This window comes from Streptomyces qinglanensis, from assembly GCF_900111245.1.
Lineage (GTDB): Bacteria > Actinomycetota > Actinomycetes > Streptomycetales > Streptomycetaceae > Streptomyces > Streptomyces qinglanensis.
This window is the reverse complement of sequence record NZ_FOGO01000001.1, coordinates 734,792-761,607: the sequence shown is the minus strand read 5'-3', so window position 1 is coordinate 761,607 and position 26,816 is coordinate 734,792. Positions and strand designations below refer to the sequence as shown.

General features: G+C 73.1%; 29 protein-coding genes. 16 read left to right on the top strand and 13 right to left on the bottom strand.

Annotated features, from left to right (window positions below; genetic code table 11):
• Nucleotides 1-73: 73 nt before the first annotated feature.
• The 7 genes from BMX65_RS03305 (at nt 74) to BMX65_RS03275 (ending at nt 3,717) form a co-directional block, all read left to right on the top strand.
• Nucleotides 74-709, top strand: coding sequence for an HAD family hydrolase (locus tag BMX65_RS03305; protein ID WP_177214176.1), 636 nt, complete (start codon nt 74-76; stop codon nt 707-709).
• Nucleotides 710-791: 82 nt separating this feature from the next.
• Nucleotides 792-1,973, top strand: a complete 1,182-nt coding sequence (locus BMX65_RS03300) for a helix-turn-helix domain-containing protein (RefSeq protein WP_074998539.1) — start codon at nt 792-794, stop codon at nt 1,971-1,973.
• Nucleotides 1,974-2,236: 263 nt separating this feature from the next.
• Nucleotides 2,237-2,560, top strand: a complete 324-nt coding sequence (locus BMX65_RS03295; protein ID WP_244905660.1) for a hypothetical protein — start codon at nt 2,237-2,239, stop codon at nt 2,558-2,560.
• Between the two features lie 138 nt (nt 2,561-2,698).
• Nucleotides 2,699-2,893 (top strand): hypothetical protein, encoded by a 195-nt coding sequence (locus BMX65_RS03290; protein ID WP_143081800.1) that lies wholly within the window; start codon nt 2,699-2,701, stop codon nt 2,891-2,893.
• Complete coding sequence (locus tag BMX65_RS03285) at nt 2,890-3,126, top strand: hypothetical protein (protein ID WP_074998536.1); 237 nt, start codon at nt 2,890-2,892, stop codon at nt 3,124-3,126. The genes BMX65_RS03290 and BMX65_RS03285 overlap by 4 nt, the downstream gene beginning before the upstream one ends.
• On the top strand, nt 3,119-3,514 hold the full coding sequence (locus tag BMX65_RS03280; protein WP_074998535.1) for a hypothetical protein: 396 nt from the start codon (nt 3,119-3,121) through the stop codon (nt 3,512-3,514). The genes BMX65_RS03285 and BMX65_RS03280 overlap by 8 nt, the downstream gene beginning before the upstream one ends.
• Nucleotides 3,511-3,717: a hypothetical protein gene (locus BMX65_RS03275; RefSeq protein ID WP_074998534.1), complete on the top strand. Its 207-nt coding sequence runs from the start codon at nt 3,511-3,513 to the stop codon at nt 3,715-3,717. The genes BMX65_RS03280 and BMX65_RS03275 overlap by 4 nt, the downstream gene beginning before the upstream one ends.
• 364 nt (nt 3,718-4,081) lie before the next feature.
• On the opposite strand, the gene BMX65_RS33255 is transcribed toward BMX65_RS03275, so the two are convergent.
• Entirely contained in the window at nt 4,082-4,579 is a 498-nt protein-coding gene (locus tag BMX65_RS33255; RefSeq protein ID WP_239501811.1) for a hypothetical protein, read from the bottom strand.
• A 181-nt stretch (nt 4,580-4,760) separates the two neighbouring features.
• On the opposite strand from BMX65_RS33255, the gene BMX65_RS03260 reads away from it, so the two are divergent.
• Nucleotides 4,761-5,630 carry a hypothetical protein gene (locus BMX65_RS03260; RefSeq protein ID WP_143081799.1) on the top strand — a complete coding sequence of 290 codons (870 nt, stop codon included), beginning with the start codon at nt 4,761-4,763 and terminating at the stop codon, nt 5,628-5,630.
• 456 nt (nt 5,631-6,086) lie between these two features.
• On the opposite strand, the gene BMX65_RS03250 is transcribed toward BMX65_RS03260, so the two are convergent.
• The 5 genes from BMX65_RS03250 to BMX65_RS03230 form a co-directional block, all read right to left on the bottom strand.
• Nucleotides 6,087-7,190: a DUF2891 family protein gene (locus BMX65_RS03250; RefSeq protein ID WP_074998531.1), complete on the bottom strand. Its 1,104-nt coding sequence runs from the start codon at nt 7,188-7,190 to the stop codon at nt 6,087-6,089.
• The gene (gene pcp, locus BMX65_RS03245; RefSeq protein ID WP_074998530.1) at nt 7,187-7,858 is read right to left on the bottom strand and encodes a pyroglutamyl-peptidase I; all 672 of its coding nucleotides are present in this window, start codon (nt 7,856-7,858) and stop codon (nt 7,187-7,189) included. Before pcp ends, BMX65_RS03250 begins: the two co-directional genes overlap by 4 nt.
• Nucleotides 7,859-7,909: 51 nt before the next feature.
• Nucleotides 7,910-8,878, bottom strand: coding sequence for a DUF979 domain-containing protein (locus tag BMX65_RS03240; RefSeq protein WP_074998529.1), 969 nt, complete (start codon nt 8,876-8,878; stop codon nt 7,910-7,912).
• Complete coding sequence (locus BMX65_RS03235) at nt 8,875-9,627, bottom strand: DUF969 domain-containing protein (protein ID WP_074998528.1); 753 nt, start codon at nt 9,625-9,627, stop codon at nt 8,875-8,877. Before BMX65_RS03235 ends, BMX65_RS03240 begins: the two co-directional genes overlap by 4 nt.
• 241 nt (nt 9,628-9,868) lie before the next feature.
• Nucleotides 9,869-10,579, bottom strand: coding sequence for a GntR family transcriptional regulator (locus tag BMX65_RS03230; protein ID WP_074998527.1), 711 nt, complete (start codon nt 10,577-10,579; stop codon nt 9,869-9,871).
• 124 nt (nt 10,580-10,703) lie between these two features.
• Between BMX65_RS03230 and BMX65_RS03225 the strand changes: the two genes are divergently transcribed.
• The 3 genes from BMX65_RS03225 to BMX65_RS03215 are packed head-to-tail and all read left to right on the top strand — an operon-like array spanning nt 10,704 to nt 13,292.
• A complete protein-coding gene (locus BMX65_RS03225) occupies nt 10,704-11,483 on the top strand; it encodes a LamB/YcsF family protein (RefSeq protein ID WP_074998526.1) in 780 nt (259 codons plus the stop codon).
• Complete coding sequence (locus BMX65_RS03220; RefSeq protein WP_239501810.1) at nt 11,480-12,388, top strand: 5-oxoprolinase subunit B family protein; 909 nt, start codon at nt 11,480-11,482, stop codon at nt 12,386-12,388. The genes BMX65_RS03225 and BMX65_RS03220 overlap by 4 nt, the downstream gene beginning before the upstream one ends.
• Nucleotides 12,378-13,292: a 5-oxoprolinase subunit C family protein gene (locus tag BMX65_RS03215; protein ID WP_079171662.1), complete on the top strand. Its 915-nt coding sequence runs from the start codon at nt 12,378-12,380 to the stop codon at nt 13,290-13,292. The genes BMX65_RS03220 and BMX65_RS03215 overlap by 11 nt, the downstream gene beginning before the upstream one ends.
• A gap of 54 nt (nt 13,293-13,346) precedes the next feature.
• On the opposite strand, the gene BMX65_RS03210 is transcribed toward BMX65_RS03215, so the two are convergent.
• On the bottom strand, nt 13,347-14,000 hold the full coding sequence (locus BMX65_RS03210) for a TetR family transcriptional regulator (RefSeq protein ID WP_074998525.1): 654 nt from the start codon (nt 13,998-14,000) through the stop codon (nt 13,347-13,349).
• A 261-nt stretch (nt 14,001-14,261) separates the two neighbouring features.
• Between BMX65_RS03210 and BMX65_RS03205 the strand changes: the two genes are divergently transcribed.
• The 3 genes from BMX65_RS03205 to BMX65_RS03195 all read left to right on the top strand — a co-directional run bounded on the left by BMX65_RS03205 (nt 14,262) and on the right by BMX65_RS03195 (nt 17,647).
• A complete protein-coding gene (locus BMX65_RS03205) occupies nt 14,262-15,677 on the top strand; it encodes a glycosyltransferase family 4 protein (RefSeq protein ID WP_074998524.1) in 1,416 nt (471 codons plus the stop codon).
• Nucleotides 15,678-15,767: 90 nt separating this feature from the next.
• The gene (locus BMX65_RS03200; protein ID WP_074998523.1) at nt 15,768-16,583 is read left to right on the top strand and encodes a class I SAM-dependent methyltransferase; all 816 of its coding nucleotides are present in this window, start codon (nt 15,768-15,770) and stop codon (nt 16,581-16,583) included.
• Nucleotides 16,580-17,647, top strand: a complete 1,068-nt coding sequence (locus BMX65_RS03195; RefSeq protein ID WP_074998522.1) for a glucosidase family protein — start codon at nt 16,580-16,582, stop codon at nt 17,645-17,647. Before BMX65_RS03200 ends, BMX65_RS03195 begins: the two co-directional genes overlap by 4 nt.
• Nucleotides 17,648-17,780: 133 nt before the next feature.
• Here BMX65_RS03195 and BMX65_RS03190 read toward each other — a convergent pair whose 3' ends face one another.
• From BMX65_RS03190 to BMX65_RS03165, 6 genes are all read right to left on the bottom strand, one after another.
• A complete protein-coding gene (locus BMX65_RS03190) occupies nt 17,781-18,443 on the bottom strand; it encodes a TetR/AcrR family transcriptional regulator (protein WP_074998521.1) in 663 nt (220 codons plus the stop codon).
• A 387-nt stretch (nt 18,444-18,830) separates the two neighbouring features.
• A complete protein-coding gene (locus BMX65_RS03185) occupies nt 18,831-19,871 on the bottom strand; it encodes an alpha/beta hydrolase (RefSeq protein WP_074998520.1) in 1,041 nt (346 codons plus the stop codon).
• Between the two features lie 205 nt (nt 19,872-20,076).
• Complete coding sequence (locus BMX65_RS03180) at nt 20,077-21,087, bottom strand: LLM class F420-dependent oxidoreductase (protein WP_074998792.1); 1,011 nt, start codon at nt 21,085-21,087, stop codon at nt 20,077-20,079.
• A 125-nt stretch (nt 21,088-21,212) separates the two neighbouring features.
• Nucleotides 21,213-22,082, bottom strand: coding sequence for a DUF5336 domain-containing protein (locus BMX65_RS03175; RefSeq protein ID WP_074998519.1), 870 nt, complete (start codon nt 22,080-22,082; stop codon nt 21,213-21,215).
• A 131-nt stretch (nt 22,083-22,213) separates the two neighbouring features.
• Entirely contained in the window at nt 22,214-23,167 is a 954-nt protein-coding gene (locus BMX65_RS03170; RefSeq protein WP_074998518.1) for an N-acetylmuramoyl-L-alanine amidase, read from the bottom strand.
• A gap of 65 nt (nt 23,168-23,232) precedes the next feature.
• Nucleotides 23,233-23,868 (bottom strand): class I SAM-dependent methyltransferase, encoded by a 636-nt coding sequence (locus BMX65_RS03165; RefSeq protein ID WP_074998517.1) that lies wholly within the window; start codon nt 23,866-23,868, stop codon nt 23,233-23,235.
• Nucleotides 23,869-24,090: 222 nt separating this feature from the next.
• Between BMX65_RS03165 and BMX65_RS03160 the strand changes: the two genes are divergently transcribed.
• Together BMX65_RS03160 and BMX65_RS03155 are read left to right on the top strand one after the other, a co-directional pair.
• Entirely contained in the window at nt 24,091-25,197 is a 1,107-nt protein-coding gene (locus tag BMX65_RS03160) for a hypothetical protein (protein WP_074998516.1), read from the top strand.
• On the top strand, nt 25,194-26,543 hold the full coding sequence (locus BMX65_RS03155) for a hypothetical protein (RefSeq protein ID WP_079171661.1): 1,350 nt from the start codon (nt 25,194-25,196) through the stop codon (nt 26,541-26,543). The genes BMX65_RS03160 and BMX65_RS03155 overlap by 4 nt, the downstream gene beginning before the upstream one ends.
• Nucleotides 26,544-26,816: the final 273 nt, after the last annotated feature.

Sequence of the window (26,816 nt, the reverse complement as noted above, 5' to 3'; positions counted from 1 at the left end):
AGCGCCCGGTCCGCATCTCGCAGACCCGGCGGACCCCACCGCTACAGAGCAGGACACCCGTAGCCTGACGCTGATGATTACCAGCATCGTCTTCGACGTCGGCGAGACCCTCACCCGCGACGACCGCTACTGGGGGCGCTGGGCCGACTGGCTCGACGTCCCGCGACACACTCTCTCCGCTCTCGTCGGCGCCGTAGTCGCTCAAGGACGAGACAACGCTGACGCCATCCAGCTACTGCGCCCCGGCATAGACGTGGCTGCCGAGCGCGCACGTATGGACACCGCAGGCTTCGGTGAGGTGCTGGATGACTCGGATCTGTACGACGATGTACGCCCCGGCCTGACAGCTCTCCGCGCCGCTGGCTACCAGGTACACATCGCCGGGAACCAGACCGCTCGCGCGGGTCGCCTTCTGCGGGACCTCGACCTGCCAGCCGAGACGGTCTCCACCTCCGGAGAGTGGGGGTGCGCCAAGCCCGATGTCCGCTTCTTCGCCCGCGTCCTGGCCACCGTGGGCAGTGACCCAGCCGCCACCTTGTACGTGGGCGACCACCCGGCGAACGATGTGGCGCCGGCTGCGAGCGCTGGACTGCGCACCTGCCTGCTACGCCGTGGCCCCTGGGGTCACCTGTGGGCGGACACGGATAACCCGGCACCGGACTTCTGCGTCAGCAGCATTCTCGACTTGCCCGAGGCCCTGACTTCTTAGGCGTGGTGCCCCATCAAAGGCTCAGCCTGAAGGGGCACCACGCGCTACCGTTCCGTGTGGCTGCACAGAACGGAGTACCGGTATGCCCGTTGATCCGCGCCAGGGAATCGGGGAACGTGTCACTGCTGCCCGCCGACTCGCCCGCTTGACGCAGAAGGAACTGGCCGATGCAGCGGGCGTCTCCTACAGCATGGTGCGCGCGATCGAGCGAGGTGCGCGACTGCCCGGAGACGACGTGATCGAAGCGCTGGCCACGGCCTTGAGCGTGGATCCGGCGCGTCTGCTGGGCCACCGCGGGCACACTGACTCGCGAGTGCACGACGAGATCCCCGAGCTGTCCCGGGCGATTGCAGCGTATGATCTCCCGGAAGACGGACCAGTACGTTCCCTCGACGAGCTGCGTGCGGCAGTCTCAGAGGCAGTCGACTGGCGGATCGGGGCCCAGTATCTGCGCATCGCCCGCAAGGGGCCAGGTCTGCTGGAGGAGCTCGCGCGGGCGTTGGACGCAGCCCGCGGGGCGGATCGGCTGGAGGTTGCCCGGCTGCTGGTAGCGGCGTACCGCACAGCGGACGCGGTGACCTACAAGTTCAGTTACCGCGACCTGTCGGCGCGGCTGGTGGAGTTGATGCGGTGGGCCGCGCCAGCAGCAGAGGATCCGCTGCTTGATGCGGTTGTCGCCTACGTGCGTACTGAGACGTTCTTCGCGGCCCAGGCACACGAACCGGGGTTGCGCGCACTGGAAACAGCCCTGGACACTGCTCCTCGCACATCCGGCGCCCCAGAGGTCGCCGCCCGGGGGACCTTGCACATGCGGGCTGCGGTCATCGCGGGCCGAGCAGGGCGCGAGGACACCGCAATGATGCATATCGGCGAGGCTCGCTGCTGCGCCGATGCGGTACCGGAAGGGGTCTACTACGGGACTGCGTTCGGCCCGTCATCGGTTCGCGCCCACGAGGTCTCCCTGGCCGTGAGTCTCGGTGGCCGACACCTTCAACGGGCTCTGGACCTCGCGCACGAGTGGGCTCCCCCTCGCGGTCTGCCGGCCGAACGCCGCTCGGGCTTCTACATCGAGGTAGGCCGTGCTCAGTTGTGGGCTGGACTGGTGGACGATGCGTTCGAGTCGCTGAAGGTCGCTCGGAGGATCGCCCCGCAGCACGCTCGGGACCACAGGTGGGTGCGCGAGGACATCGCCACACTGCGCCGGTTGAAGCGTGCCGACCGTGAGGATCTTTCCAACTACGCGGATTGGTGTCGCGCGGTATGACCGAGTGAGCGGAGCTGCCACACCATGTAGCAGTTGTGGCAGCTCTTCCACTGCACCATCTGAGTGTCCGAAACCGGCACGCAGATGGGCTGCGGGATGCTCCAGAACAGGTTACTGAAGGGCGCTACCCAACCGGCGATCAGTATCGCCCGTCTCCACGGCGAGGCGTGCATAGTGTGCGGGGTCGTGCACGATGGCCTGTCGCCCGCAGGAACGATGCAGGTGACCTACGGTGGTCGGCCTCGAAGTTGGCCAGTTGTCGTATGCAGCAAGCACCAGTTCCTGGTCGGCGTGCGATGACCGCGGGCGCCGCCCAGCATGGGCGCGGTGACTACGTGGTGGATGAGGCCACGCGGCAGACCGTGCCGTCGGAGCCGGCGTGGGTGGGCCGGGTTCAACTCGTCTCTGTTGGCCCTCCGCTGCGGTACGTCCTGGTGACCGCGACCGGCTACGAGTGGCGCGCCCGTCTCGGCGACGTGCGTCCGGCCACGGTCGAGGAGCGTGCCGAGTACGACGCCGCGCTGGAGCGCAGGCTCCGCTGGTTGCGCGAGCTCGGCCGCCGACTCCCAGGGAGCTGCAGCGCATGAGCGCCCTGAAGATCCGCGTCTCCCGCGACGGCGGCCGCACCTGGACCTCAGAGCGCACCGTCCGTCCCAAGCAGCCGCCGGTCTCATCCGCATGGCCTCCGTGCCGGTGCCCGCGCTGCCACCCGGAACGTGGTCGCCGTGCCGCATGACCCTGCCGTCACCGCCGTGCGCGCGGTCATCGACGCCGAGCGGGTGGCGTGCCGACGCTGCGGCGTACTGCCGTCCGTCGTGATCGGCACCGAATCCGCATCAAGCGACGACGATCAGCCCGACTGGATCACCGCGCAGGGCACCTGCGCCTGCCCACCAGCAGAGACGGAGAAGGCCAAATGACCGCCGGATACTGCGCGTGGCACGACGGCCCGGCCGACGACGTCGCGCTCATCGTCGTCCACGAGCAGGGGTCTGGGGCTGGAGGCGGCGCGTATGCGTGCCTGCCGTGCGCCCGGCCGCTGGCCCGACAGCGGACCACCTCAGCCGCCGCGGTGAAAGCCATCGCCGCGATGGAGACACGCCAGGAGCAGCTTGAGGCCGCACGCGCTGCGCAGGAGGCCCGGCGTGCCTGACAACCCCGACAGCCCCGTCCAGTCCCTGCGCCGTCAGTTGCGCGAGCACCTGCACCGGCACGGCCGCCGCAGCCTCGGCTCGCCCTTCCTCCACGCCTCATGGAACCTGACGGGCCCCGGTCCGCGGGCCGACTGCCTGCGGCGCGTCGCCTGGCACGCCCGGCACCAGAAGCTGACCTGGCCGGCCAGCCTCGGGACCCGCTACGCAGCCGACCTGCAACAAGCCGCCCGACTCCACAGCGATCTCGCCACGTTCGTGGTGCCGCTGGACAGCCTGCCCGAGGACTGCGGCCGGCAGATGGAGGCCGCCCTGGTCCTCCTCGCCGCCTGCCCCGACCGCCGGGCGGCGCTCCCTGTCGAGATCGCCGAACCGCACGACACGCCATGACCCCGACCAACATCGGCCCCGAAACCGCAGACCGCGACTACCTGCCGTGCGTCTACTGCGACCAGTACCGCTCCCAGATCACCCGCGCCCAGCACCAGGAGGAGCCGGAGTTGGAGGCCGTCCTCCACGACGTCCTGCACCTCCACTGCGAGGAGAAGCACGCGGGAGTGCGGCGGCTGCACACCGCACCTGTCTCCCGCTGAGGCGACAGGACTTGCGCCGGGCGAACTGGGCGGTGCCGAACTGGGCGAGTTCGACGTAGCCGCGTAGGGAGTTGTCATGCGGCAGGGTCCGCAGTGCGGCGGTGGCGCGATGGGCGACCCTGAGCATGCCGGAGCAGTGCGCTGCCTGCCGTGCTGGCATGTGTGGTCGCTGCCGCACGAGTCGAGGTGCCATGGGCGTCTGCCTCGCCTCATCCCGGCCCTTCGTTCGGACTGGATGAGCACCGACGCCTCAGTCGCTGGGAAGTGAGCCGAGCCCCGCCCACGTGTCGCCTCATGTGCGGCGTGTGGGTGGGGTCTTGCGTTGTCGGCGAACCTGCTGTCGGAAGAGTTCTCAGAGGGTGGTTCATGATGCTATGTCCGTTTCCCAGTGAGGTTGGGGCAGGATCGCCGGTCGCGGGGCTTCGGTCGGCTCTTGCCTCCTGGCGAAGCTGCCCATGTCGATCTCGGTGAGGATGCCGAGCTTGACCAGGCGTTTCCGCTTGGCGCGGGTGCCCTCGATGGTCTTCGGCAGCAGTTCGTGATCGAGGGCTTCGCAGACGTCCCGGGCCCGTAGCGGTCCGGTCGCATCGTTGAGGACACCGAGGATGCGGGGGCAGTCCGGGTGCTCGGGCAGGGCCGGCGGAACGGCCGGGAGCCGCTCGGCGAGGCCAGTGAGGGTCTTCCGGGTGATCGCGAGGTGTTCGAGGTGGGTCTCTGCCTCCCGCGAAGCACCGACGAAAGGTGCCTCGTCCCTGTGACGGAAGTCGCTGGTGGCGGGGCACCTTTCGTGGTTCGTCCGGACCTCCTGCCGGAGTCGCTGCTCGATCGCGGGAAGCGAGCGCTTTACCCCCCCTTTGATCACGCCGGTGTGCCTAGGTGCATGATGTTCCTGGACATAGGGGGGACGCATGACGCAGACCGCGCCGCCGAAATGGGGGCTGACACCGCCGGGGGCTCCTGGGAATCCGAGTGTGCCGCCGCAGGGGTTCATGCCCGCGCGGCCTCCGGACGGCGGGAACGCTGCGGTGTTCACCGTCGGGGCTGTGGCAATCGGGGCTGAGACCGTGATCGCCACGCTGGTCGCCGTCCTGTACAGCTTGCAGTCCGAGTACCACGGAGGCGAAGGCGGCCTGGGATGGCTGTTCGGCACCGTATTCGCGCTCGTGCTGGTGGCAGTCATTTCGGTGATCGCAGGGCTGGCCGGTTCGGCGACGGCGGTGCTTCCCCTGGTCCTCCTCGGGCGTGCGGTGGCCCGCCGTACGGGGCGGCGCGACAGCCGGCAGCTCACCCTGGTCACTGTGGCGGTCGTTGCCACCGCCCTGGCGCTGCTCATCGGCTCCTGCATGCTCCTGGCCGACTTCGGCGGCCCCGGCGACCTGCTCGTCTATCCCGTCCTTGCCCTCAGCCTCATCGTCGGGCTGGCGCCCGCGACCCTGTGCGCCCGGGCGGCGGGGAACCCCGGAAAGCCCGGGGCCCGATGGCGGGTGCTCGGGGGCGTGGCGCTGGGCGGTCTGGGGCTGCTCGCGGTGACGCTTGCGGTCGGGGCCGCGGCGTACGGCTCGGGGATCCTCAAGATCTACGAACCGCCCCGGCTCACTGCAGCCGACATGGTCGGCACCTGGACGGACGGCGACGGCGGAAGCCTCCGCTTCGAGGCGGACGGCACGGTGACGGCGAAGGGCGTCAACGAGTACGAAGCCACGGGTGAGCAGTCCGGTGCCTCCGACTGCACCGGGAATTGGCAGCTGACCGAGAACGACGGTGTCGATCGGCCGTTCGAGCTCAGCATCGCGGACTGCGAGAGCCTGTCCTCCGGCTGGAACATCGGCGGTACGGAGGAACACCCGACGGTCTTCACCTGGATCGGCGAGCCGGATTCGGGTGAGCGGTACATCCTTACGCGGCAGCGGTAGGCCATCCGGTGCTGAGGTCTCGGGCCTGGCAGCCGCCGACCCGGACCACCGAACCAGCCGTCCCGCGCCGTGCCGCAGGTGAGCGCCGACGACCCGCTCGCGCCGTACGAGAAACGCGCCGACGACCCGCTCGCGCCGTACGAGAAACGGCGTCGGCCGCCGATGGACGCCTACCGGCGCCATCGACCCGTGCACGGCGGCGCCGGACCCTGCGGCCCGACGAGCCGCGCGTCCTGGAGGGGTGGAGCGGGTTCGCGTACGAGGTTGTCGGCACTGCTGACAACCTCGCGGCGGCCCAGGGGTGGGTGAACGAGCTCCATGTCGGGGACGACCCGGCCGCGTGATCACCCTTGGTGAAGGGTTTCACGCTTCGTGCTCGCAGAACTGAGAAGATCAGCCCCGCGTCACGGTACGGCCGGAGTTCGTCAAGGCCATGGACTTCGCGGGCCCCGGTTGTCAGTCGGCGATCCCGCTGCCCAGGGCGAGCGCGGCGAACGTGGCGAGCCAGTGGTCCGTGGTGAAGTCGCCGGACACGGCCGCCGGGAGGCCCGCGGCCAGGTTGGCCTCGGCCGCCGTGGTGAGTGTGGCCGTCCGCGGGTCGCCGGACGGAAGGGCGGCGGCGATGCCGCGCAGTGCGGCGGCCCGGCTGAGGCAGAGCCCGAGCAGGTGCCCGAGCTGCGGGTCGGCGGCGTCCGGGACGTGCGGCGGGGGCAGCAACTCCGGCCCGGTGACGTGGTCGAGTTCGGGAAGGAAGCGCTCCAGCCACGCGGCGAACTCGTCCTGCGGCAGCACTCGTCGCACCGCGTCCGCCTCGCAGAGCAGCGGGGAGAGGAAGTCCTGCCCGGACGGCTCCCACCGGGTGGCCGCCCCGTGGTCGGGGAGGTACCACGCGCGGATCTTCGCCTCGACGGGCGCCAGGAGCTGCGGCTGTCCGGCGCGTGCGGCGCTGTCGAGCAGGAGGCCCAGTGCGAACGCGCTGTTGGCGTGGGTGCCGTGCCGTACCGGCCGGGTCGCCTTCGGCAGCCACTCCAGGACCAGGTCGGCGACGGTCTCCGCGGCGGGGGCCAGTGCCGCCCGCCAGCGCCGCCGCGCCGCCGGAGCACCGCTCTCGTCCGGGGGCGTTGCTCCTTCTGCGGCCGGGTGCTCCGGATTGTCCGCGGCGCTCTCACTCGTGAGGGCCAGCAGCCAGGCCCAGCCGTAGGGCCGCTCGAAGGACGGGTGAGCGCGCAGGTAGGCCGTCTCCACCGCGAGCGCGTCGGGGGTGAGGTGCGCGTCCAGCGCGCGCACCACTGCCGTGCGCCGCCCCTGGTCGCCGCTCCGCCACGGTGTCCGCAGCAGGCGCAGCAGCAGCCAGTGCATATGGACCGAGGAGTGCCAGTCGTAGGCGCCGTAGAAGGCGGGGTGGAGCAGCCGGGGCGGGACGAGTTCCTCGGGCCCGGCGTACAGGTGTGCGGGCGCGTTCGGGTACTCGCGGGTGATGTTGGCCAGGGCCACCTCGGCGAACGCCGCCGCGTGGTCGGGCAGGGCCGGGTCCGCCGCCGCGTCCGGTGCCGTGCTCAATGTGTGGCCCCTCCCGGTTCGCGCAGGTCGGTGGTGGTGCGGGCGGCCGCCTGGAGCAGCGCGGCCAGCCCGGTCACGGCGTCGGCCACGGAGAGCGAGGGCGGGGCCGGGTGGCGGCCCGCCACCTGCTGCGGGGAGAACGGCAGGTGCACGAAGCCGCCCCGTACGTCGGGGCGTTCGGTCGCGAGCAGGTGGGCGAGGCCGTAGAAGACGTGGTTGCAGACGAAGGTCCCGGCGGTCTGGGAGACCGATGCGGGAATCCCGGCGGCCCGCGCCGCGGCCACGCACGCCTTGATCGGCAGGGTGCTGAAGTATCCGGCGGGGCCGCCGGGCACGACTGGTTCGTCCACGGGCTGCCGGCCGGCGTTGTCGGGGATGCGCGCGTCGTCCACGTTCACGGCGACGCGTTCGACGGTGAGGTCGGTGCGCCCGCCGGCCTGGCCGAGGCAGAGCACCAGTCCGAGGTCGGGTCCCGCCGCGTCCACCGCGGTGCGCAGTTCCTCCAGCGCGGTGCCGAAGACGCAGCTCAGTTCGGTGGCCGTGACGTCGAGCCCGTCCGGCGGTTCGGCGGCCAGCAGTCGGGCCGCCTGCCAGGAGGGGTTGACCTCCGCGCCGTCGAACGGCGCGAATCCGGTGACCAGGACCCTGGTGGAAGAGGTGGATGACATGTGCTCAGCTCCGCCCGGCGCTCGGGCGCGGGGGCCGCGGGCCCCCGGCGCCTAGAACGCGAAGAGATAGATGATCAGGATGTTGCAGGCCAGCATCGCCCCGGCGGTCGGCACCTGGGCCTTGATCGGTCCGTACTGGTCCTTGAGCTCGAGGAGCGCGGCCGGGACGAGGTTGAAGTTGGCCGCCATCGGGGTGCACAGCGTGCCGCAGAACCCGGCGAGCATGCCGACGGCGAGCACGGCGGCCGGATTGCCGTCCATCTGCTCGATCAGCACCGGCCAGCCGACGGCGGCGGTCATGACGGGGAAGGCCGCGAAGGCGTTGCCCATGATCATGGTGAAGACGGCCATGCCCACGCAGTACAGCGCGACGGCGGCCAGTTTCTGCCCGTCAGGCAGCACCGACTCGGTGATCTTGCCGACTTGGCCGCCGACGCCCGCGGCCTGGAAGATCGCGCCCAGCACGGCGAGCAACTGCGGCAGCAGCAGGGCCCAGCCCATCGACTCCAGCAGCCCGCGGCCGGCGTGCAGCGGCACGCTCGGGCGGCGTTCGCGCAGCACCCACATGCCCACGCCGAGTGCCAGGACGGCGCCCAGGCCGAGACCCAGAATGGTCTCGCTGCCCTCTTCCAGCAGCGGGGTGCCGCCGATCCGCCACTTGTCGGCGAGGACGGCGCAGACCATGGCGACCAGCGGAATGGTCAGCGCCGGGATGAACAGCTTGTTGCCGAAGCGGGCGGCCAGCCGGGCGCGTTCGCCCTCGTCGGTGGTGTCGGGCTTGCCCTTGCCGGTGAGGTTGAACCCGCCCAGGCAGATGAGCACGAGGACGGCCACGCCCAGCGGCTCGGCGGGCAGGGACTTCTCGTTGACCCAGGTGCTGTAGAAGAAGCAGAGGCCCAGCAGGCCCCAGAAGGCCGCGGTGCCGTGGCGCTTGGGGTTGGTGCGGTCGAAGACCATCTGCGCCGCCATGGCGAGGAAGACGGCTCCGACGAGCCAGAAGAACCACTCGGACTTGATCACTTGGCAGCCCCGTCTTCCTCGCTGCGGCCGTCCTGCGCGTTCTCCCGCTCGACGGCCAGTTGTGCGTTCGCGGTGACCAGTTCACGCTCCAGCGCGCGGTCCAGCCGCAGCAGCCGTCCGCCGTGGATGAGGAAGGCGCACGCGGCGCTGGGTATCGCCCACAGCGCGAGGTGCAGCGGTTCCAGATGCGTGTCGTAGGTGCTGTTGACCAAGCCGGTGATCAGCAGGATGGAGCCGATGGCCAGGAAGCAGTCCTCGCCGAAGAACAGGCCCACGGTGTCGGTGCCCGCGGAGTGCGAGCGGACTTTCTCGCGGACCTTGTCGGGCAGCGGCCGCCCGCCGTTGCGGCGCTCCGTGGCGGCTTCCGCCATCGGCGCGATCATGGGGCGGACGCTCTGCGCGGGCCCTGCGATGGTCTGCAGGCCGACGGCGGCGGTGAGCTGCCGCAGGAGCAGGTACAGGGTCAGGAAGCGCCCTGTCGTGAGGTTGGTGCCGAGTTTGCCGATGAGCGTGCGGGCCTGCTGCTGGAGGCCGTTGCGCTCCAGCAGGCCGATGACGGGCAGCGTGATGGCGAAGATCGTCACCGAGCGGCTGGACGCGAAGCTCTCGCCGAAGGTCCGAAGGATCTCGACAGGGGAGAGCTTGCCCAGCAGTCCGGTGACGATCCCCGCCACGCCGACGACGAGCAGGGGGTTACGGCGCGTCGCGAAGCCGAGGACCACTACGAGGACGCCGAGGAGAACGATCATCTCGTCCGCCTTCCGTGAGCGAATTCCTCGGGAGGCTAGGGGATTGTTGAACGATCCGACAAGAGTGAGGCACATCACTTATCTGGAATGTGATCCTCCGGTTGCTCCGCGGCCGGACCCGCCGGTGTGCGGACAGCGTGGCCGGAAAGCGCCGCTGCCCGCGCACCGTGCTGCGGCTGGAGCGGCACGTCCGGGCCCGCGTGTCACCCGCGGGCCCGGTGCGTCGTACGCGGGTCGGACGTCAGGTGTCGGCGTCCGTCGCCTCCTGGGGGTAGGCGTCCAGCAGTTGCCGCAGCGAGTCCGCCAGATAGGTGTCCAGCAGGTGCTCGGCGCCCGCCGCGTCACCCGCCTCCAGGGCGCGCACGATCTCCTGGTTGCGGGTCAGGTACGGGTCGTGGAAGCGGCGCAGGTCGCCCATGATGTGGAAGGCGAGGCGCAGCTCCGCCAGTACGCCGCGCATCATCTCGTCGGTGCGGGCGCTCCCGGCCAGTCCGGCCAGCGCCTGGTGGAAGCGGATGTTCGCGGTGGAGCACTCCTGCCACCGCCCCTCCGCCGCGGCCCGCTCGCCCGCCGAGACGGCCGCCCGCACCTCCGACACGTCGTACGGCGGCGCACCCAGCCCCCGTACGGCAGCGCACTCGATCAGGTGGCGCACCCGGTAGATGTCCTCGATGTCGGTGTCGCTCAGCACCCGCACGAAGGTGCCCCGGTTGAGCCGGTGCACGAGCAGCCGCTCGTGGGTCAGCAGCCGGAACGCCTCCCGCAGTGTGTTGCGCGAGACGCCCAGCGCGGTGCAGATCCGCTCCTCGGAGAGCCGGATGCCGGGCGGGAAGGACCCCTGGGCGATCCGTTCCCGCAGGATGGCCGCCACGCGCTCGGCCGTGCTCGTGCGGCCGAGCAGTCCCCGGTCGGCGGCGAGCGCCGACAGGGCGGCGGAGGGGTCGGCGGTCATCGTGGTCTCCCTCGGGTGGGCGGGCGCCGGCCGGTCCCGGATGCGGCGGGTGACAGGGGTGTCGCGGAGTGCGAGACCGCGGACCTCTTGCCGGATTGTTCAACAATCGCTTACGTTGCTGCCGATGGACCGGAAGATCGACCTTAACGCCGACCTCGGTGAGGGCTTCGGCCGCTGGCAGCTCACCGACGACGAGGCCCTGCTCGCCTCGGTCACCAGTGCCAATGTCGCCTGCGGCTTCCACGCCGGCGACCCCGTCACCATGCGCCGCGTCTGCGAGCTGGCCGCCGAGCGCGGCGTCCGCATCGGCGCCCAGGTCTCCTACCGCGACCTGGCCGGCTTCGGACGCCGGGCGATGGATGTGCCCGCCGCCGAACTGACCGCCGAGGTCGCCTACCAGATCGGCGCCCTGGAGGTGTTCGCCCGCGCGGCCGGCTCCGCCGTCGCCTACGTCAAGCCGCACGGCGCCCTCTACAACCGGGCCGTGCACGACGCGGAGCAGGCGGCCGCCGTCGTCGCGGGGATCCGGATGTCCGGCGCCGCGACGGGTGCGGGCGGGCCGCTGCCCGTGCTGGGGCTGCCCGGCTCCCGGCTGCTGGCCGCCGCGGAGCGGGCCGGACTGCCCACCGTCGAGGAGGCGTTCGCCGACCGCGCCTACCGGGCCGACGGCACCCTGGTACCGCGCTCCGAGCCGGACGCGGTGCTGCACGACCCCGAGCAGGTGGTCAAGCGCTCGGTGCGGCTGGCCCGGGACGGGGAGATCACCGCGGCCGACGGCACCGTCCTCGGCACCGCGGCCCGCTCGCTCTGCGTGCACGGCGACACTCCCGCGGCCGCCCGGCTCGCCGAGCGCATCCGGGCGGAACTGGCCACCGCGGGCGTCCAGGTCCGGGCCTTCGCATGACCGCCCCGGCCGACCCGACCGCCGCCCCCGGCCCGCCTGCCGCCCCCGGCCCGGCCGCCGTCGCGGACCGGGCCGCCGTGCCCACCCCGCCGGTGATCCGCCCGGTGGGCAGCAGCGGACTGCTGGTGGAGCTCGCCACCGCCGAGCAGACGGAGGCCCTCCACGCCGAACTGCTGCGCCGCCGGGCCGACGGCAGCCTGCCGCCGGTGGGCGAGATCGTGCCCGGGGCCAGGACGGTGCTGCTCGACGAGTTCGGCAGCAGCGCGCAGGCCCGGCGGCTGGCCGCGGAACTCCCCGGCTGGCAGGTGCCGCCGCTCACCGCAGGGAGCGAGACGGTGGTCGAGATACCCGTCCGCTACGACGGCCCCGACCTCGCCGACGTCGCTGCGCTGTGGGGCGTCGCGCCGGAGGAGGTGGCCCGGCGGCACGCGGCCACCGAGTTCCGCGTCGCGTTCTGCGGGTTCGCGCCGGGCTTCGGCTATCTGACCGGGCTGCCCGAGCCGTACCACGTGCCACGCCGCGCCACGCCGCGCACCAGGGTGCCGGTCGGTGCCGTGGGACTCGCCGGTGCCTACACCGGTGTCTATCCGCGTTCCTCGCCCGGGGGCTGGCAGTTGATCGGAACCGCTCCCGAGACCGTGCTGTGGGACACCGCCCGCACCCCGGCGGCGCTGCTGGCCCCCGGAACCCGCGTCCGCTTCGTCCCTCTGGACGGTGACGGGCCACCGGACGGCGACGGGCCACGGGGCGGCGACGGACCAGCGGACGGAGACAGCCCGCCGGGCGGCGACGGAACGCGGGACGGGCGCGGGCCCTCGGACCGCGGGAACCGGCTCCCGGCCGAGGGGAGCCGGCCGTCGGACGCGGACGGCCCCCGGACCGAGGGGAGCGGCCGTGACCGCTGACGGCGGAGTGGAGACCGTACGGGCCGGAGCCCTCACCACCGTCCAGGACCTGGGCCGCCCCGGGTACGCGCACCTGGGGGTGCCCCGCTCGGGGGCGCTCGACCTGACCGCGCACCGGCTCGCCAACCTGCTGGTCGGCAATCCGGAGAGCGCCGCGACGCTGGAGACCACCCTCACCGGCTGTGCGGTGCGGGTGCTGGCCCCGACCACGGCCGTGGTCACCGGGGCGCCCTGCCCGGTGACGGTCGACGGGCGGCCGGCGCCCTGGGGGCAGCCGGTGCGCCTCCGGGCCGGTGCGGTCCTGGAGGCGGGTGCCGCCACCCACGGAGTGCGCTCCTACCTGGGCTTCGCCGGAGGCGTCGAGGCCGACCGGGTGCTCGGCAGCCGTGCCACCGATCTGCTCTCCGGGCTCGGACCGGCCCCGCTGAGCGACGGGGCGGTGCTTCCGCTGGGGGCCCCTTCCCCGGCCGGAGGCCGCGCCGTTCCGGACGTGGCTCCCTGGCGCGTGCCCGGGCCCGAACTGGTGCTGCCCGTCGGCTACGGGCCGCGGGACGACTGGTTCACCGCCGAGGGGCTGCGCACGCTGGTCACCGGCACCTACCGGGTGTCGGCGGCCAGCAACCGGATCGGCCTGCGGACCGAGGGGCCGGCCCTCGCCCGCCGCAGGGAGGGGGAGTTGGCCAGCGAGGGCATGCCGCTGGGCGCGATCCAGGTGCCGCCGGAGGGGCGGCCCGTGCTCTTCCTCGCCGACCATCCCACGACCGGCGGCTATCCGGTGATCGGCGTCGTCCCGGCGGCGGCGCTCAGCGCCGCGGCGCAGGCCGCACCCGGTACGGCCGTCCGCTTCACGCCGGTGCGTTCCGGGTCGGTCCGCGGGTCCGCCGGGGTCCCGCCGCCCCGCTGACGAACGGCGGCGGCGCGGGCCGGGCCGGGCCGGTCCCGGGGGCCGCGGGGCCGGTCAGTCCCGGGGAGCGGTCACCTCGATCAGTTGGCAGACCGTCTCGATGTCGATCTTCACCTGGGCGATCGAGGCCCGGCCCGAGAGCCAGGTGATGAGCGCCGAGTGCCAGGTGTGTTCGATCACTCGCACCGCGGAGAGCTGCTCGGGGGTGGGCTGGTCCTGCAGGCCCATCGCGTCCAGGATGATCGCCGTGGTCAGCCGCGAGACCGTGTCCACCTCCGGACTGACCGAGCGGTCCGCGAAGTTGAGGGCCCGCACCATGGCGTCCGCCAGTTGGGGCTCGCGCTGGAGGGCGCGGAAGGCGCGCATCAGGGTCGCGGCCACCCGGGCCGCGGCTCCGGTGTCCTCCGGTGGGTGCTTGTGCAGGGTCGCGTGCATCTGCTGCAACTGGTCCTGCATGGTGGCGACCAGCAGATGCACCTTGGAGGGGAAGTAGCGGTAGAGGGTGCCGAGCGCCACGTTCGAGGACTCCGCGACCTCCCGCATCTGCACCGCGTCGAACCCGCCGCGGCGGGCGAGCTGCGCGCTCGCGTGCAGGATGCGGCGGCGCCGCGCCTCCTGGCGCTCGGTCAGCGGCGCGGCGGGGGACGGGTCCGGCAGGGCACCGGCCCCGCTCCGGGGCTTGGGTCTGGGCTGCGGCGGTGTCGGCATCGCGTTGTTGGTCCCGTTTCCGTGGCGTTCTGAAGCCCTGTGGGGAGCCGTGCATTCTTGCAGGCGCCGCCGAGGTGGCGCGAATCACCTGCCGCGGCGGCTCGCCCGAAGTGACTGGCCGGTAAATTCTTGAGTCCGGGCACGGGTCCGCGGCGTACGCGCACGGGATCCGGGCCCTCCCGAAAGTGAATCCTGAAACTTGTTCTAGGTTAGCGCGAGCGGCTACGCTCCGGCGGAACGCAGCGACGAAGGGGGCCGCGAGTGAGCGCAGAGGCCGTGACCGACCGCCCGCTGCGCATCGCGCTGCTGACGTACAAGGGCAACCCCTTCTGCGGCGGCCAGGGCGTCTACGTACGCCATCTGTCCCGGGAACTCGCCCGCCTCGGCCACAGCGTCGAGGTCATCGGAGCGCAGCCCTACCCGGTGCTCGACGACCCCGGCCGGCCCGAACCGCCGCCCGGCGCCGTGCGCGGCCGGCCGGCCCCCGCCGAGCGGCCCGCGGCCGCACCCGGCCGGCTGACCCTCACCGAGCTGCCCAGCCTCGACCTGTACCGCCAGCCCGACCCCTTCCGTACCCCCCGCCGGGGCGAGTACCGCGACTGGGTGGACCTGCTGGAGGTCGCCACGATGTGGACCGGGGGCTTCCCCGAGCCGCTCACCTTCTCGCTCCGCGCCCGCCGCCACCTGGCCGCGCGGCACGGCGAGTTCGACGTCGTCCACGACAACCAGACGCTCGGCTACGGCCTGCTCGGCGGCCCCCGCGCGCTGGGCGCACCGCTGGTGACCACCATCCACCATCCGATCACCGTCGACCGCCGCCTGGAGCTGGACGCGGCCACGGGCTGGCGGCAGAACGCCTCGGTGCGCCGCTGGTACGGCTTCACCCGCATGCAGCGCCGTGTCGCCCGCAGACTGCCCTCGGTGGTCACCGTCTCCGGCTCCTCCCGGCAGGAGATCGCCGACGATCTCGGAGTGGCGCGCGAGCGCATCGACGTGGTCCCCATCGGCGCCGACACCAGCCTGTTCGCCCCCGATCCCGCGGTGCCCGAGGTGCCGGGCCGGATCGTCACCACCTCCAGCGCCGACGTCCCGCTCAAGGGCCTGGTGTTCCTGATCGAGGCGCTGGCCAAGGCGCGCATCCAGTGCCCGGAGGCCCATCTGGTCGTCGTCGGCAAGCGTCCCGAGGAGGGGCCGGTCGCCGAGGCGATCGCGGCCCACGGGCTGGCCGGGGCCGTCGAGTTCGTGAAGGGCATCAGCGACGCGGAGCTGGCCGGACTCGTCCGCTCGGCGCAGGTCGCCTGTGTGCCCTCGCTCTACGAGGGCTTCTCGCTGCCCGCGGCCGAGGCCATGGCGACCGGCACCCCGCTGCTGGCCACCACCGGCGGAGCGATCCCGGAGGTGGCCGGGCGGGACGGCGAGACCTGTCTGGCGGTGCCGCCCGGAGACGCCGGGGCGCTGGCGGACGGCCTGGTGCGGCTGCTGGGCGACCCGGAGCTGCGGGCCCGGCTCGGAGCGGCCGGACGGGAGCGTGTGCTGGAGAAGTTCACCTGGCAGAAGGCGGCGCTGCGCACCGTGGAGTGCTACCGCGCGGCCATGGGGGAGCCGTCCCGCCGGACCCGGCCACCCGCGGCGCGACGCCCCGCGGAGGCGCCCGCCGCACTCGCCCAGAGCCGGTGAGCGGACGGCCGTACCCGGACCCCGCCCGCACCCTGCTCGCCACACCCCTGCTCCCCGCCCCCAGACACTGATGTGGAAGGCTGATCCCCCGTGCTGACCGTGGACTTCTCCCGATTCCCGCTCGCCCCCGGCGATCGCGTGCTCGACCTGGGCTGCGGGGCGGGGCGGCACGCCTTCGAGTGCTACCGGCGCGGCGCCCGCGTGGTCGCCCTCGACCGCAACGCGGAGGAGATCCGCGAGGTCGCCACCTGGTTCGCCGCGATGGCCGAGGCGGGTGAGGCCCCCGAGGGGGCGACGGCGACCGCGATGGAGGGCGACGCGCTCGCGCTGCCCTTCCCCGACGACAGCTTCGACGTCGTCATCATCTCCGAGGTCATGGAGCACATCCCGGACGACAAGGGCGTCCTGGCCGAGATGGTGCGGGTGCTCAGGCCCGGTGGCCGACTCGCGGTCACCGTGCCGCGCTACGGTCCCGAGAAGGTGTGCTGGGCGCTGAGCGACGCCTACCACGAGGTCGAGGGCGGCCACATCCGCATCTACCGCGCCACCGAACTCCTGGCCCGGTTGCGGGAGGCCGGACTGCGCCCCTACGGCACCCACCACGCGCACGGACTGCACGCGCCGTACTGGTGGCTCAAGTGCGCGTTCGGCGTCGACCGCGACGGGGACCGGGCGGCCCTTCCGGTGCGCGCCTACCACAAACTGCTCGTGTGGGACATCATGAAGCGCCCGCTGGCCACCCGGGTCGCCGAGCGCGCCCTCGACCCGCTGATCGGCAAGAGCTTCGTCGCCTACGCCACCAAACCTCATCTGCCCCCGCTCTCCCCCCTCCCGGGAACCGGCGAGGCGACGGGCGCGACCGCCGGCCGGCAGGTGTCGGACGAGTCCGCCGCGGCGGCCAAGTGACCAGCCCGGAGCGGACCGAGCGGCTGGTGCTGCCCGGCGTGCTGACCGCCGCGCAGGCCCGGTCGACCGTCGAGGGCATCCTGGCCGGACAGCGCGAGGACGGTGCCCTGCCGTGGTTCCGCGGCCACCATCTCGACCCGTGGGACCATGTCGAGGCCGCGATGGCGCTGGACGCCGCCGGGGAGCACGAGCGCGCGGCGGCCGCCTACGACTGGCTGGCCGCCCACCAACTGCCGGACGGCTCCTGGTACGCGGCCTACGCCGACGGGGACGCGGCCCGCCCCACCGACCGCACGCGGGAGACCAACTTCTGCGCGTACCCGGCCGTCGGCGTGTGGCACCACTACCTGTCCACCGGCGACGACGCCTTCGTCGACCGGATGTGGCCCATGGTGGTGGCCGCCGTGGAGTTCGTGCTGCGCCTCCAGCAGCCGGGCGGCCAGATCGGCTGGAAGCGCGACGCGGACGGCACCGCCACCGCCGAGGCGCTGCTGACCGGTTCCTCCTCGGTCTACCAGGCCCTGCGGTGCGCGCTGGCGCTGGCCGAACGGCGGGAGGAGCCGCAGCCGGACTGGGAGCTGGCCGCCGGATGGCTCGGGCACGCCGTCCGCCGCCACCCGGAGCGGTTCCTGGACAAGAGCCGCTACTCGATGGACTGGTACTACCCGGTGCTCGGCGGGGCGCTGCGCGGGGCCGCGGCAAAGGAGCGCCTCGAGGAGGGCTGGGACCGCTTCGTCGTGCCCGGTCTGGGCGTGCGCTGCGTGGTCCCCAACCCGTGGGTGACCGGCGGCGAGAGCGCGGAGCTGGCCCTGGCGCTGTGGGCGACGGGCGAGTCGGACCACGCGCTGGACATCCTGCGCTGGATGCAGCACCTGCGCGCCGAGGACGGCATGTACTGGACGGGGTACGTCTTCGACGACGAGGCGGTCTGGCCCGAGGAGCGGACGGCCTGGACGGCGGCCGCGGTGCTGCTGGCGGTGGCCGCGCTCGGCGGGGACGACGCGACGGTGCAGGTCTTCCGCGGCGACGAACTGCCGACGGGACTGGAGCCGGACTGCTGCTGACCCCGGCCGGACCGGACCGCGGTCCGGCCCGGCGGGTACGCCCCCGGCAGCCGTTCCGGTCCACCCGGTCGCCGGGGATTCCGGCCGTGCGCCGTCCTGCGGCTGTCCGCCGCCGTTCGGCCGTCGCGGTTTCTCAGTCGGCCGCGGCCGGCAGCGCCGAGGGGTCCGCCGCGGCACCGGCGAGCCGGCCGAGGATGGCCCGGCGCGCCCGGCGGTAGGGGCCGACTCCGGCGGGCTGCTCCTCGTCGAGCAGGAGCGAGTCGGCGTTGGCGGCCTCCAGTAGTGCCATGACCTCGAAGGCGAGCTGCGGAATGTCCGTGTCCTCGGCCAGCTCTCCGCTGTCCAGGGCCTCTTCCAGGGTGCGGGTGACGAACGCGGACCAGGCGGTGCGGGCCTGCACGATGCTGTCGTGGACCCGGCCCCGGCGCGCGTCGAACTCGGCGGCGACGGAGAAGAAGAAGCAGCCGCCGGGGAACACCCGCTCCTCGGAGTAGGCGAGCCAGCGGTCGCACAGCCGGACGATCCTGACGAGCCCGGCGGGTGCCTCCAGCGCGGGCCGCACGACGTGCTCGGTGAAGATGGTGCGCGCGGCCTCCACGGTCGCGAGCTGGAGCTCCTCCTTGGAGCCGAACAGGGTGAAGACCCCGCTCTTGCTCAGCTCCAGCTCCTTCGCGAGCCGCCCCAGCGAGAGCCCCTCCAGCCCCTCCACGGAGGCGATCCGCGCGGCGCGGTCCAGGACCAGTCGCCGGGTCTGGTTGCCGCGTTCGACGCGTCCGTCGAGCCGTGTCGCCGCCACGCTCCTCCGCCCTCCGTCCGCGCTGCGCCGGTGTGGCGCAGCGCCGCCCCGTGCTGTTCCGGTGCGTCAGTGCCGGTCAGTGCCGCTAAGTGCCGGAACCGCAGCCTACTCGGTGGACGACCGTTCGGTCACTGTATGAGGGTGGGAGCACTCCGCGCGCCGCGGAATCCGGGCGGAGGACTGGCAGGGCTTCTCGGGTGGCGCCCCTCGGCATGACCATCGGCGTCGTGACCACCCCCTGCCTCGCCCCCGGCACGGTGATCTTCCGGGTCCAGCGGGACGGGGCTCCTCGGTCGCACGGGCGGCCATCGGCTGTTCCCTTCCGGCCCTCGGCGCGATCGCTCCTGGCCGATCCCGGCCCCCGCCCGGGGCGCGGGAGGGAGCCGGTCAGCCGTGCAGGGCGGCCAGGAGCAGCGGCAGAGACGCCCGGAACTCCCGCGACCAGTAGGCGGGGTCGTGCGTACCTGGGTAGAAGCGGGTGGTCAGCCGGGCACCCGCCGTCCTGAGTCGGGCAGCCAGCGTCTCGTTCTCCTCCCGCATGATCGCCTCGGTCGGCGAGTACACGTCCTCCGGGAACGGGTTCTCGGGGTCCTCCAGGCCGGGGACGTGCTCGTCGGGCTCCGTCCCCGGCGGGTCGAGCGGACCGAGCCGGCCGTCTCCGCAGGAGAGATGGACGGGGACGCCGCGGAGCCGGTGCGCGAGACGGACAGGGTCGGGTGCCTCCCAGATCCGGCGCTGCCGTACGGGGTGGCCCCACAGCGCGAGCCAGTCGAGGCCGAGGTAGGTCATCCCGGCCCGGACCGTGTGCGGGTGCTGGAGCGGGTGGACGTAGCCGCTGTAGCCGGCTGCGGCGCGGAACAGGCCCGGCCGGAGGGCGGTGTAGGAGAGGGCGCCGAAGCCTCCCTGCGACTCTCCGGCCACGGCGCGATGTGGCCCGGCGCCGAAGTGCCGTTCCATCAGGGGCATGACCTCGCCGAGGTGGTAGGTGGCCACCCGGGGCGGGCCGCCGGCGCCGTGGTTCCACCAGTCGGTGGCGAAACCGTACAGCGGCATGTCGGGCATGACGACGAGGGTGTCCCGCAGGTCGGCCAGCCGGTGGATGCCGTGATGGCGGGTCCACATCAGATGGTCGCCGTCACCCCCGGGCAGCAGGTAGAGCGTGGGCCAGCGTGCCCCGTTGCGGCGCCGGCGCCAGCCCCTCGGGGTGAGCAGCCGGACGGCTCCCTTCCCGCCGAGGGCCGGGGAGCGGAGCGTCAGGTCGGTGATGCGGTCGCCTACGTCCTCCGCGTGCACCACCTGTGGCCCGCGGCGCCCGGCGCCGGTGGGCAGGGGGGCGGCGCCGGCCGGACCGGCGGGAGCCAGTACGCCGAGTGCGGCGAGCGAAGCGAGGACGTGGCGTCGAGAACTGCCGGGCGTGGGCGGAGCCATAGGAGGTCCTTCGGAGGGAACTCGGAGGGACTACGGTCGTACTCCCGAATATGAACCGAATCCGGCCCCGACGGCATCGGGGACACACCCCGGATTCCGCCCTGGTGTCCCGGGTCGGGAATCCACTGCGTGAGCGGGGGCTTGCGACGACCGCCGGCGAGAGCCTCGACCACCTCGCGGGACGTCGGTTTCCCGACTCGAGGCGCTACCCGTTCAACTCGGCCAGCACCCGCAGCGTCACCGGGTCCGCCGCCGTCACCAGCAGGTCGGTCACCGGACCGCTGCGCCACAGCTCCAGCCGCTCGGCCACCCGCTCCCGCGGCCCGACCAGGGAGATCTCGTCCGCGAAGGCGTCCGGCACGGCCCGCACCGCCTCCTCGCGGCGCCCGGCGGCGAACAGGGCTCCGATGCGCTCCGCGGCCTCCCCGTAGCCCATGCGCGCCATCAGATCGGCGTGGAAGTTGCGGCGGGCGTGCCCCATGCCGCCGACGTAGAAGCCGAGCATCGCCTTCACCGGCAGCAGCCCCTCCGCCACGTCGTCGCAGATCCGCGCTTGCGCCATGGGCGCCACCAGGAACCCCGGCGGTGCCTCTGCCAGCGCGCTGTCCCAGGCGGCGGCCCGGGTGGGCGACCAGTACAGCGGAAGCCAGCCGTCGGCGATCCGGGCGGTCTGCGCCACGTTCTTGGGGCCCTCGGCGCCCAGCAGCACCGGGAGGTCCGGTCGCAGTGGGTGCGTGATCGGTTTGAGCGGCTTTCCGATGCCGGTGCCGTCCGGGCCCGCGTACGGATGGGTGTGGTAGCGGCCCTCCAGTCGGACGGGCGCCGCGCGGCGCAGCACCTGCCGCACGACGTCCACGTACTCGCGGGTCAGGGTCAGCGGCGAGGCCGGGAAGGGGCGGCCGTACCAGCCCTCCACCACCTGCGGACCCGACAGCCCCAGCCCCAGCAGCATCCGGCCGCCGGAGAGGTGGTCGAGGGTGAGCGCGTGCATGGCGGTGGCGGTCGGGGTGCGGGCGGCCATCTGTGCGACCGCGGTGCCCAGCCGGATCCGGGAGGTGTGCGCGGCGATCCAGGTGAGCGCGGTGAACGCGTCCGATCCCCAGGACTCGGCCGTCCACACCGAGTGGTAGCCGAGATCCTCGGCCTGCCGGGCCAGTTCGAGATCGCGGGGGTCGGGGCCGCGCCCCCAGTAGCCGAGCGCCAGTCCGAGCCGCATGTGCGCCATCTCCCCTTCCGAAGAGCGCAGTTGACAGCGAGTCAGTTCGCTGGTCCGGCAGCGTACGGCAGCGGCCCCCCGCCCGGAAGGGCGGGGGGCCGCTGGGGCGGTGCGGAGCGGGAGGCTCAGCCGCGCTGGATGTTGGAGGTGTCCTGCAGGACGCCGCGCCGGCCGTCCTGCGTCTGCGCGATCAGGGCCTGACCGCGCTGCTCCACCGCGAGGTACCAGGTGCCCGGCGCCAGTTCGGCGATCGGCTGCGGCGAACCGTCCTCCGGGAAGAGCGGGCGCGCCATCGGGACGGCGAACCAGAACGGCTGGAAGTTCGGGTCCGGGGCGCCCGGTGCGGCACCCTGCTGGCCGCCGAGGGACTGGCCGGGGCCCGGCTGGCCGGGCTGGCCCGGCTGGGCGCCCTGCGGCTGGCCCGGCTGCTGCCCGTAGGGCGGCTGGCCCTGACCGGGCTGCTGCCCGTAGGGACCCGGCTGGCCGCCCGGGTAGCCGTAGCCGCCGCCCTGCTGCGGGTACTGCTGGCCGTACGGCGCGGGGCCGCCGGTGTTCGCGGGCACCAGCGGGGCCGCCAGGGCCGGGACGACCGGCGTGATCATCGCGATCACCGCGCCGATCAGCAGCGAGATCAGCGCCAGAATGGCGCCGGCCCCCATGTCGGCCTGGTCCGGTGCGACGGCCATCTTCCAGACAGAGGACCACAGCGCGACCAGCAGCAGCGTCACACCCGCCTGCGGGAGCGAGACCGCACCGAACTTGCGGCCCTCCGGCAGGAAACGACCACCGACCAGCAGACCGGTGCCGATGAGCCCCGCCAGGAAGATCGACGGGAGAGTGAGCTGGAGAATGTCCGTGTCCCAGGCGTTGGGCATCTCGGGGCAGGACGAGCCATCGCAGTCTGCGGAGAAGTAGTCGAGGAACGAAGCGATGAACAGCAGCACCGCTGCTCCTATCACCGCGCCGTCGCCTCGGGTGAGCGAGCGGATGTTCACGTGGGGTCCTTAGTCGGTCTTGTCATGGTTGAGGTCTGCCGGGGGTGAGCACCCCATCGTACGGACGACACTACGGGTAGACCCCGGGGGTTCGCCTGTCGGTTCCACGATTCCCCGTTTCCCCCACCCCCTCAGGTGAGGAAAGCGGTGATTCCGTCCGCGACCCCCCGGGCTGCCTTTTCCCGCCACTTCCGGGAGGTGAGGAGTGCCGCGTCGGCCGCGTCCCGCATGTTGCCGCATTCGAGGAAGACTTTGGGGACGGTGCTCAGGTTGAGACCGCCCAGATCGTCCCGGGTGTCCAGACCTTCGCCATTCCCGAGGTAGTTGGCGGGGCGTGTGCCGGTGGCCTTGCGGAAAGCGTCGCGCAGGTCGGTGCCCAGCCGCCGGGAGGGGCCCGCGACGGCCCGGGTGTCGGCGTCGCCCCGGTGCACGGATGCGGGAAGAATCACATGGAAACCGCGGCTGCCACCGGGAGCGCCGTCCGCATGGAGGGAAACGGCGGCGTCCGCGTGCGCCCGGTTCCCCTTTTTCGCGCGTTCGTCGACGCACGGGCCGTACGGCTCCTCGCCGTCATGGGTGAACTTCACGGTCGCTCCCCGTTTCCGCAGCTCTGTGCGGACGCGGTGCGCGAGAGCGAGAGTGAACTCGGCCTCGCTGTAACCGGAATTGGTCGCGGTGCCCGTGGTGTCGCACTCCTTCTTTCCTGTGCCGATGTCGACGGACCGGGAAATCTTGTCTGGCTGGTCGCGATTGCGGGGGTTGTGGCCGGGGTCGATGACGATCACCTTGCCGCGCAGCGGGTCCTTGCCGTGCGGGTGCGATCCGGAATGCCCTCCGCCGCCCTTGTCGTGGCGGTCCGCACCGCCGTGCTCGCTGCCGCTCCTGCCGGTCTCCTTGCCGGAATCCTTCCCGGCCGTCTTCCCGGCGGTCTTCCCGGCCGACGAGGAGCGGGAGGGCTTGCCGCTCCTGCCCGGGCTGCCGCCGTGGCCGCCGGACAGCCCGCATCCGGCCGCCCCCGCGCACACGGCCCCCGCGATCAGCAGGGCCGCCGTCCGCCGTGCTGTCCGCCGCTTCACGAAGCGCATCCATTCGACACAGGCGTAGATGGTAGAGCCTGCCTCCCGCGGGGTCCGAGGCCCCTCCCGCCTCCTCACCTCCGCCGCAGCACGCGCAGCGACCCGGTCGCGGGCCCCGGGATGTAGTCGCCCGAGGCCAGGGCCCGTTCGTGGATGTGGTGCGGAGCCTGGCCGCCGTCGGCCGGGTCGGGGAAGACGTCGTGGATGACCAGCAGCCCGCCCGGCGCCAGATGCGGCGCCCAGCCCTCGTAGTCCGCGGTGGCGTGCTCCTCGGTGTGGCCGCCGTCGACGAAGACGAGCCCGAGCGGCGTGCCCCACAGCGCGGCAGCCCGGGGCGAGCGGCCCACCAGCGCGACGACGTGCTCCTCCAGCCCTGCCGCGTGCAGCGTGCGGCGGAAGGCGGGCAGCGTGTCCATCCGTCCGACGACCGGATCGACGACCTCCGGATCGTGGTACTCCCACCCCGGCTGCTGCTCCTCGCTGCCCCGGTGGTGATCGACGGTGACCGCCGTCACGCCCGCCTGCCGTGCGGCGTCGGCCAGCAGCAGGGTGGAGCGGCCGCAGTACGTGCCGACCTCCAGCAGCGGCAGTCCGAGGGCGCCTGCCTCGGCGGCGGCCGCGTACAGCGCGAGCCCTTCGTCCAGCGGCATGAAACCCTTCGCCGCCTCGAACGCGGCCAGTGTGCCGGCCTCGGGTACCTGAGGGTTCATCACGCGTTCCTCTGCTGTTGTCCGCCGTCGTCTGTTCTTGTCCGGTGCCGCCGGCGCGCTCGCGCGCGGCGGGGGCGCACGCCCGGCGTGCGCCCGTTCGCTGCCATGCTGCCCTACCGCCGTCACCCCTCCGGGCGACAGGTAGCCTCGACGGACTGTCGATCCGGGAGTGCGGCGGCGCCGGTCCCGGCACACAGGGGGAGTGGAGTGACAGGAAGCGACATGCCCGCGGGATCCGCCGCGGTGTCCGCCGCGCGTCGCCGCAGGAGCCTGGCCATCCTGCTCGGGATCGCCGTACTGGCGGGCGCGGGTCTGGGCACCTGGGCCACCGGGACCTGGCCCTTCGACCGGCAGAGCTACTGCTGGGGCGCCTGGGAGGTGCGCGAGGGCGACCGGGTTCCCCGCGTCCTGGACGAGAACTCGGCGGACTCCGAGGACGAGGAACGCAGCGGCGAGCAGTCGGCGCCGCCCCGGAAAGGGCGGCGCGCCACCTGCTCGGTAGCGCTCCGGGACAAGAGCGGCAGCGAGTACGACGAGCGCATCGAGGCCGAGGTCGCGACGGTGCCGCGCGGTTCGAAGGAGCGGCGCGACTGGCTGCGGACCTACCTGGACGCGGACTCGGCACCGCTGCCGGACGGCCTGCCCGGCCTGGTCGGCAGGACGCGCGCCGTCTTCGTCCTCCCGGAGGGGTGCGACAGCGCGGACGGGCTGCCCACCGCGGTGACCGTCGAAGGGGTCCGGACCTCTCCGCTGCCCGCGTCCATGGGGAGCGAGGAGGAGGTCGCCGACCTGCTGCTGTCGCTGGCCGGTACGGCGGCCCGCGCGTCGGGCTGCGCTCCCGAGGAGCCGTTCGAGGCCGTCTCGCCGCTCGCCCGGGCCGACGCCGACGACGGCCTCACCGCGCAGGGCGGGGAGCTGTGCCGGATTCCCGGCCTCCGGTTCGCCCTGGACGCGGACGACCACTACGACTCCGGTGTCGGTGCCGTGCGCGACGATCTGCAGACCTGTTCGGTGCTCGACACCGCGGACGTGCGCAACCCCGTCCGGGCCGCGCTGTTCGCGGCGGTCTCCCGACCCCGGCTCACGGCCCTGTTCACCGGCCTGGCGGACGGCGGGTCCCCGGGCAAGGGGTGGCGCGGCACAGGCGAGGTCGGCGAGGAGCACGGGCTGCTGACCGCCACCTGCGCAGGTCGGCCCACCGTCTTCTTCCTGCAGTTGGACGCCTTCCTGGCGGCGCACGCCGACCCCGATCCGCGCCGGGTGTTCGCGGCCGCCGCCAACTCCGTCGCCGACCGCCTCGGCTGCCCCGCGGTGGCACCCGGGTCATGAGCGGCGAACAGCACAGGGAGAAGGACCAGATGTCCGAGGAGAAGCAGGGCTCTGCGCAGGGCGCCCGGTCCGGTCCGCAGCCGGCCCCCGACACCGAGCGGCCCGCTCCGCGGCAGGACTCCGTACCGGACGCTGCTCCGTCCGCGGAGTCCGAGGCTGCGGCCCCCGGGTCCGCCGCGGAGCCGGCCCCCGAGTCCCCCGCGGCTGCGGAACCGCGCCCCGCGCCGCGGCCGTCGGGGTGGCTGCGGCGTCTGGTGCGGGGGAGGTCCGGCGCGGCCGTGATCGGTGCCGTCGTGGGCGCCCTGCTGGCCGCAGGGGGCCTGGCCTGGCAGGCCGGGGAGCTGCCGTTCACCTCCCGGGACAGGTGCTGGGGCTCGCTCTCGGGGGACACCGTCGACCGGCTGTTCTCCGAGGGGGAGATCCGCACCCGGGAACTGTCGCTCAGAAGCGCCGGCCGTTCGGCTGCCTACCGCACCGAGTGCCGGCTCCAGCGGTGGAAAGACGACGAGCTCAAGTGGGAGATATCGGTCCGGGTCCAGCAGCTCGCGCAGTTCGACGGCGGGGGTGCCCGCGCGTGGACACGTCAGTTCCTCTCCCCGGTCATGGTGCCGCTGGGCGGCGACCTCCCCGGCATGGTCTCGGCCGGGCGGGCCTGGTTGGCGCTGCCCGAGTCCTGTGTGGGCGGGCGGCGCGACGACCCGCCGACCGTCGTCTCGCTCTCCTCGGGCCGCCTCGGCTCGTCCGACAACGACGATCCGGCCGAGCGGCGCCGCTACCGGGCCGCGATGGCCGACGCGGTGGTCGAGCTGGCCAACGGCGTGCTGGCCGAGAAGAAGTGCCGGGGCCGCTATCCGGAACCGGGCGAACTGGCCCGGGTCGTGGATCGGCAGCAGCCCGGCGCGTACCCGAAGGACCGGCTGTGCGGGCTGAAGGGTGTCCGCGCGCCGTCCTGGCTGACGGGCAAGGACGACTACGCGCGCGCGATGCGGACCACCGGCGACGTCTCGGGGCTCGCCCACTCGTGCGAGTACGGCCGGGACTTCGAGCTGGACGGGGTCCGGCTCACCACGATCGAGGACCCGCGCCTGGCGTCGTTCGTCATTCCGCTGGGATACAGCGGGAACCCGCGGTTCCACGGCGACGGGTTCGGCAGCGTCTTCGGCGACATGAGCGTCTATGTCGCCACCTGTCAGACCGGCCCGGTGGCCTTCCTGGTGCAGCGAGAGGATTCCCTCGTCAGGGAGCACGACCCGACGGTCGCACTGCTGCCCGACTACGTCTCGGCCGAGGCGAAGCGCGTCGGATGCGGCACGGTGCGGGTGACAGGACCCGAGCAGCCGAAGTAGCCGCCCGGCTTCCGCCCGGCTTCCGCCCGGCTTCCGCCCGGCTTCCGCCCGGCTCCCGTCCGGGCCGCGGCGGGAGCCGTCGTCCGCACCTTCCCTGCGCCTTCCTTCCGAATGGAACGTGTTCTACCGTGCACCCCCGGGTCCGGTCCGGCTCCCCGGCGTGACAGCACCCCTGCCCGGCGCGCTCCCGCGCCCCGCGAATCCGCCCGCACGGAAACCCCACCTGCCGCGGCACCCCGGAACGGAACACCCCGGAATGGAACACCCCAGGAC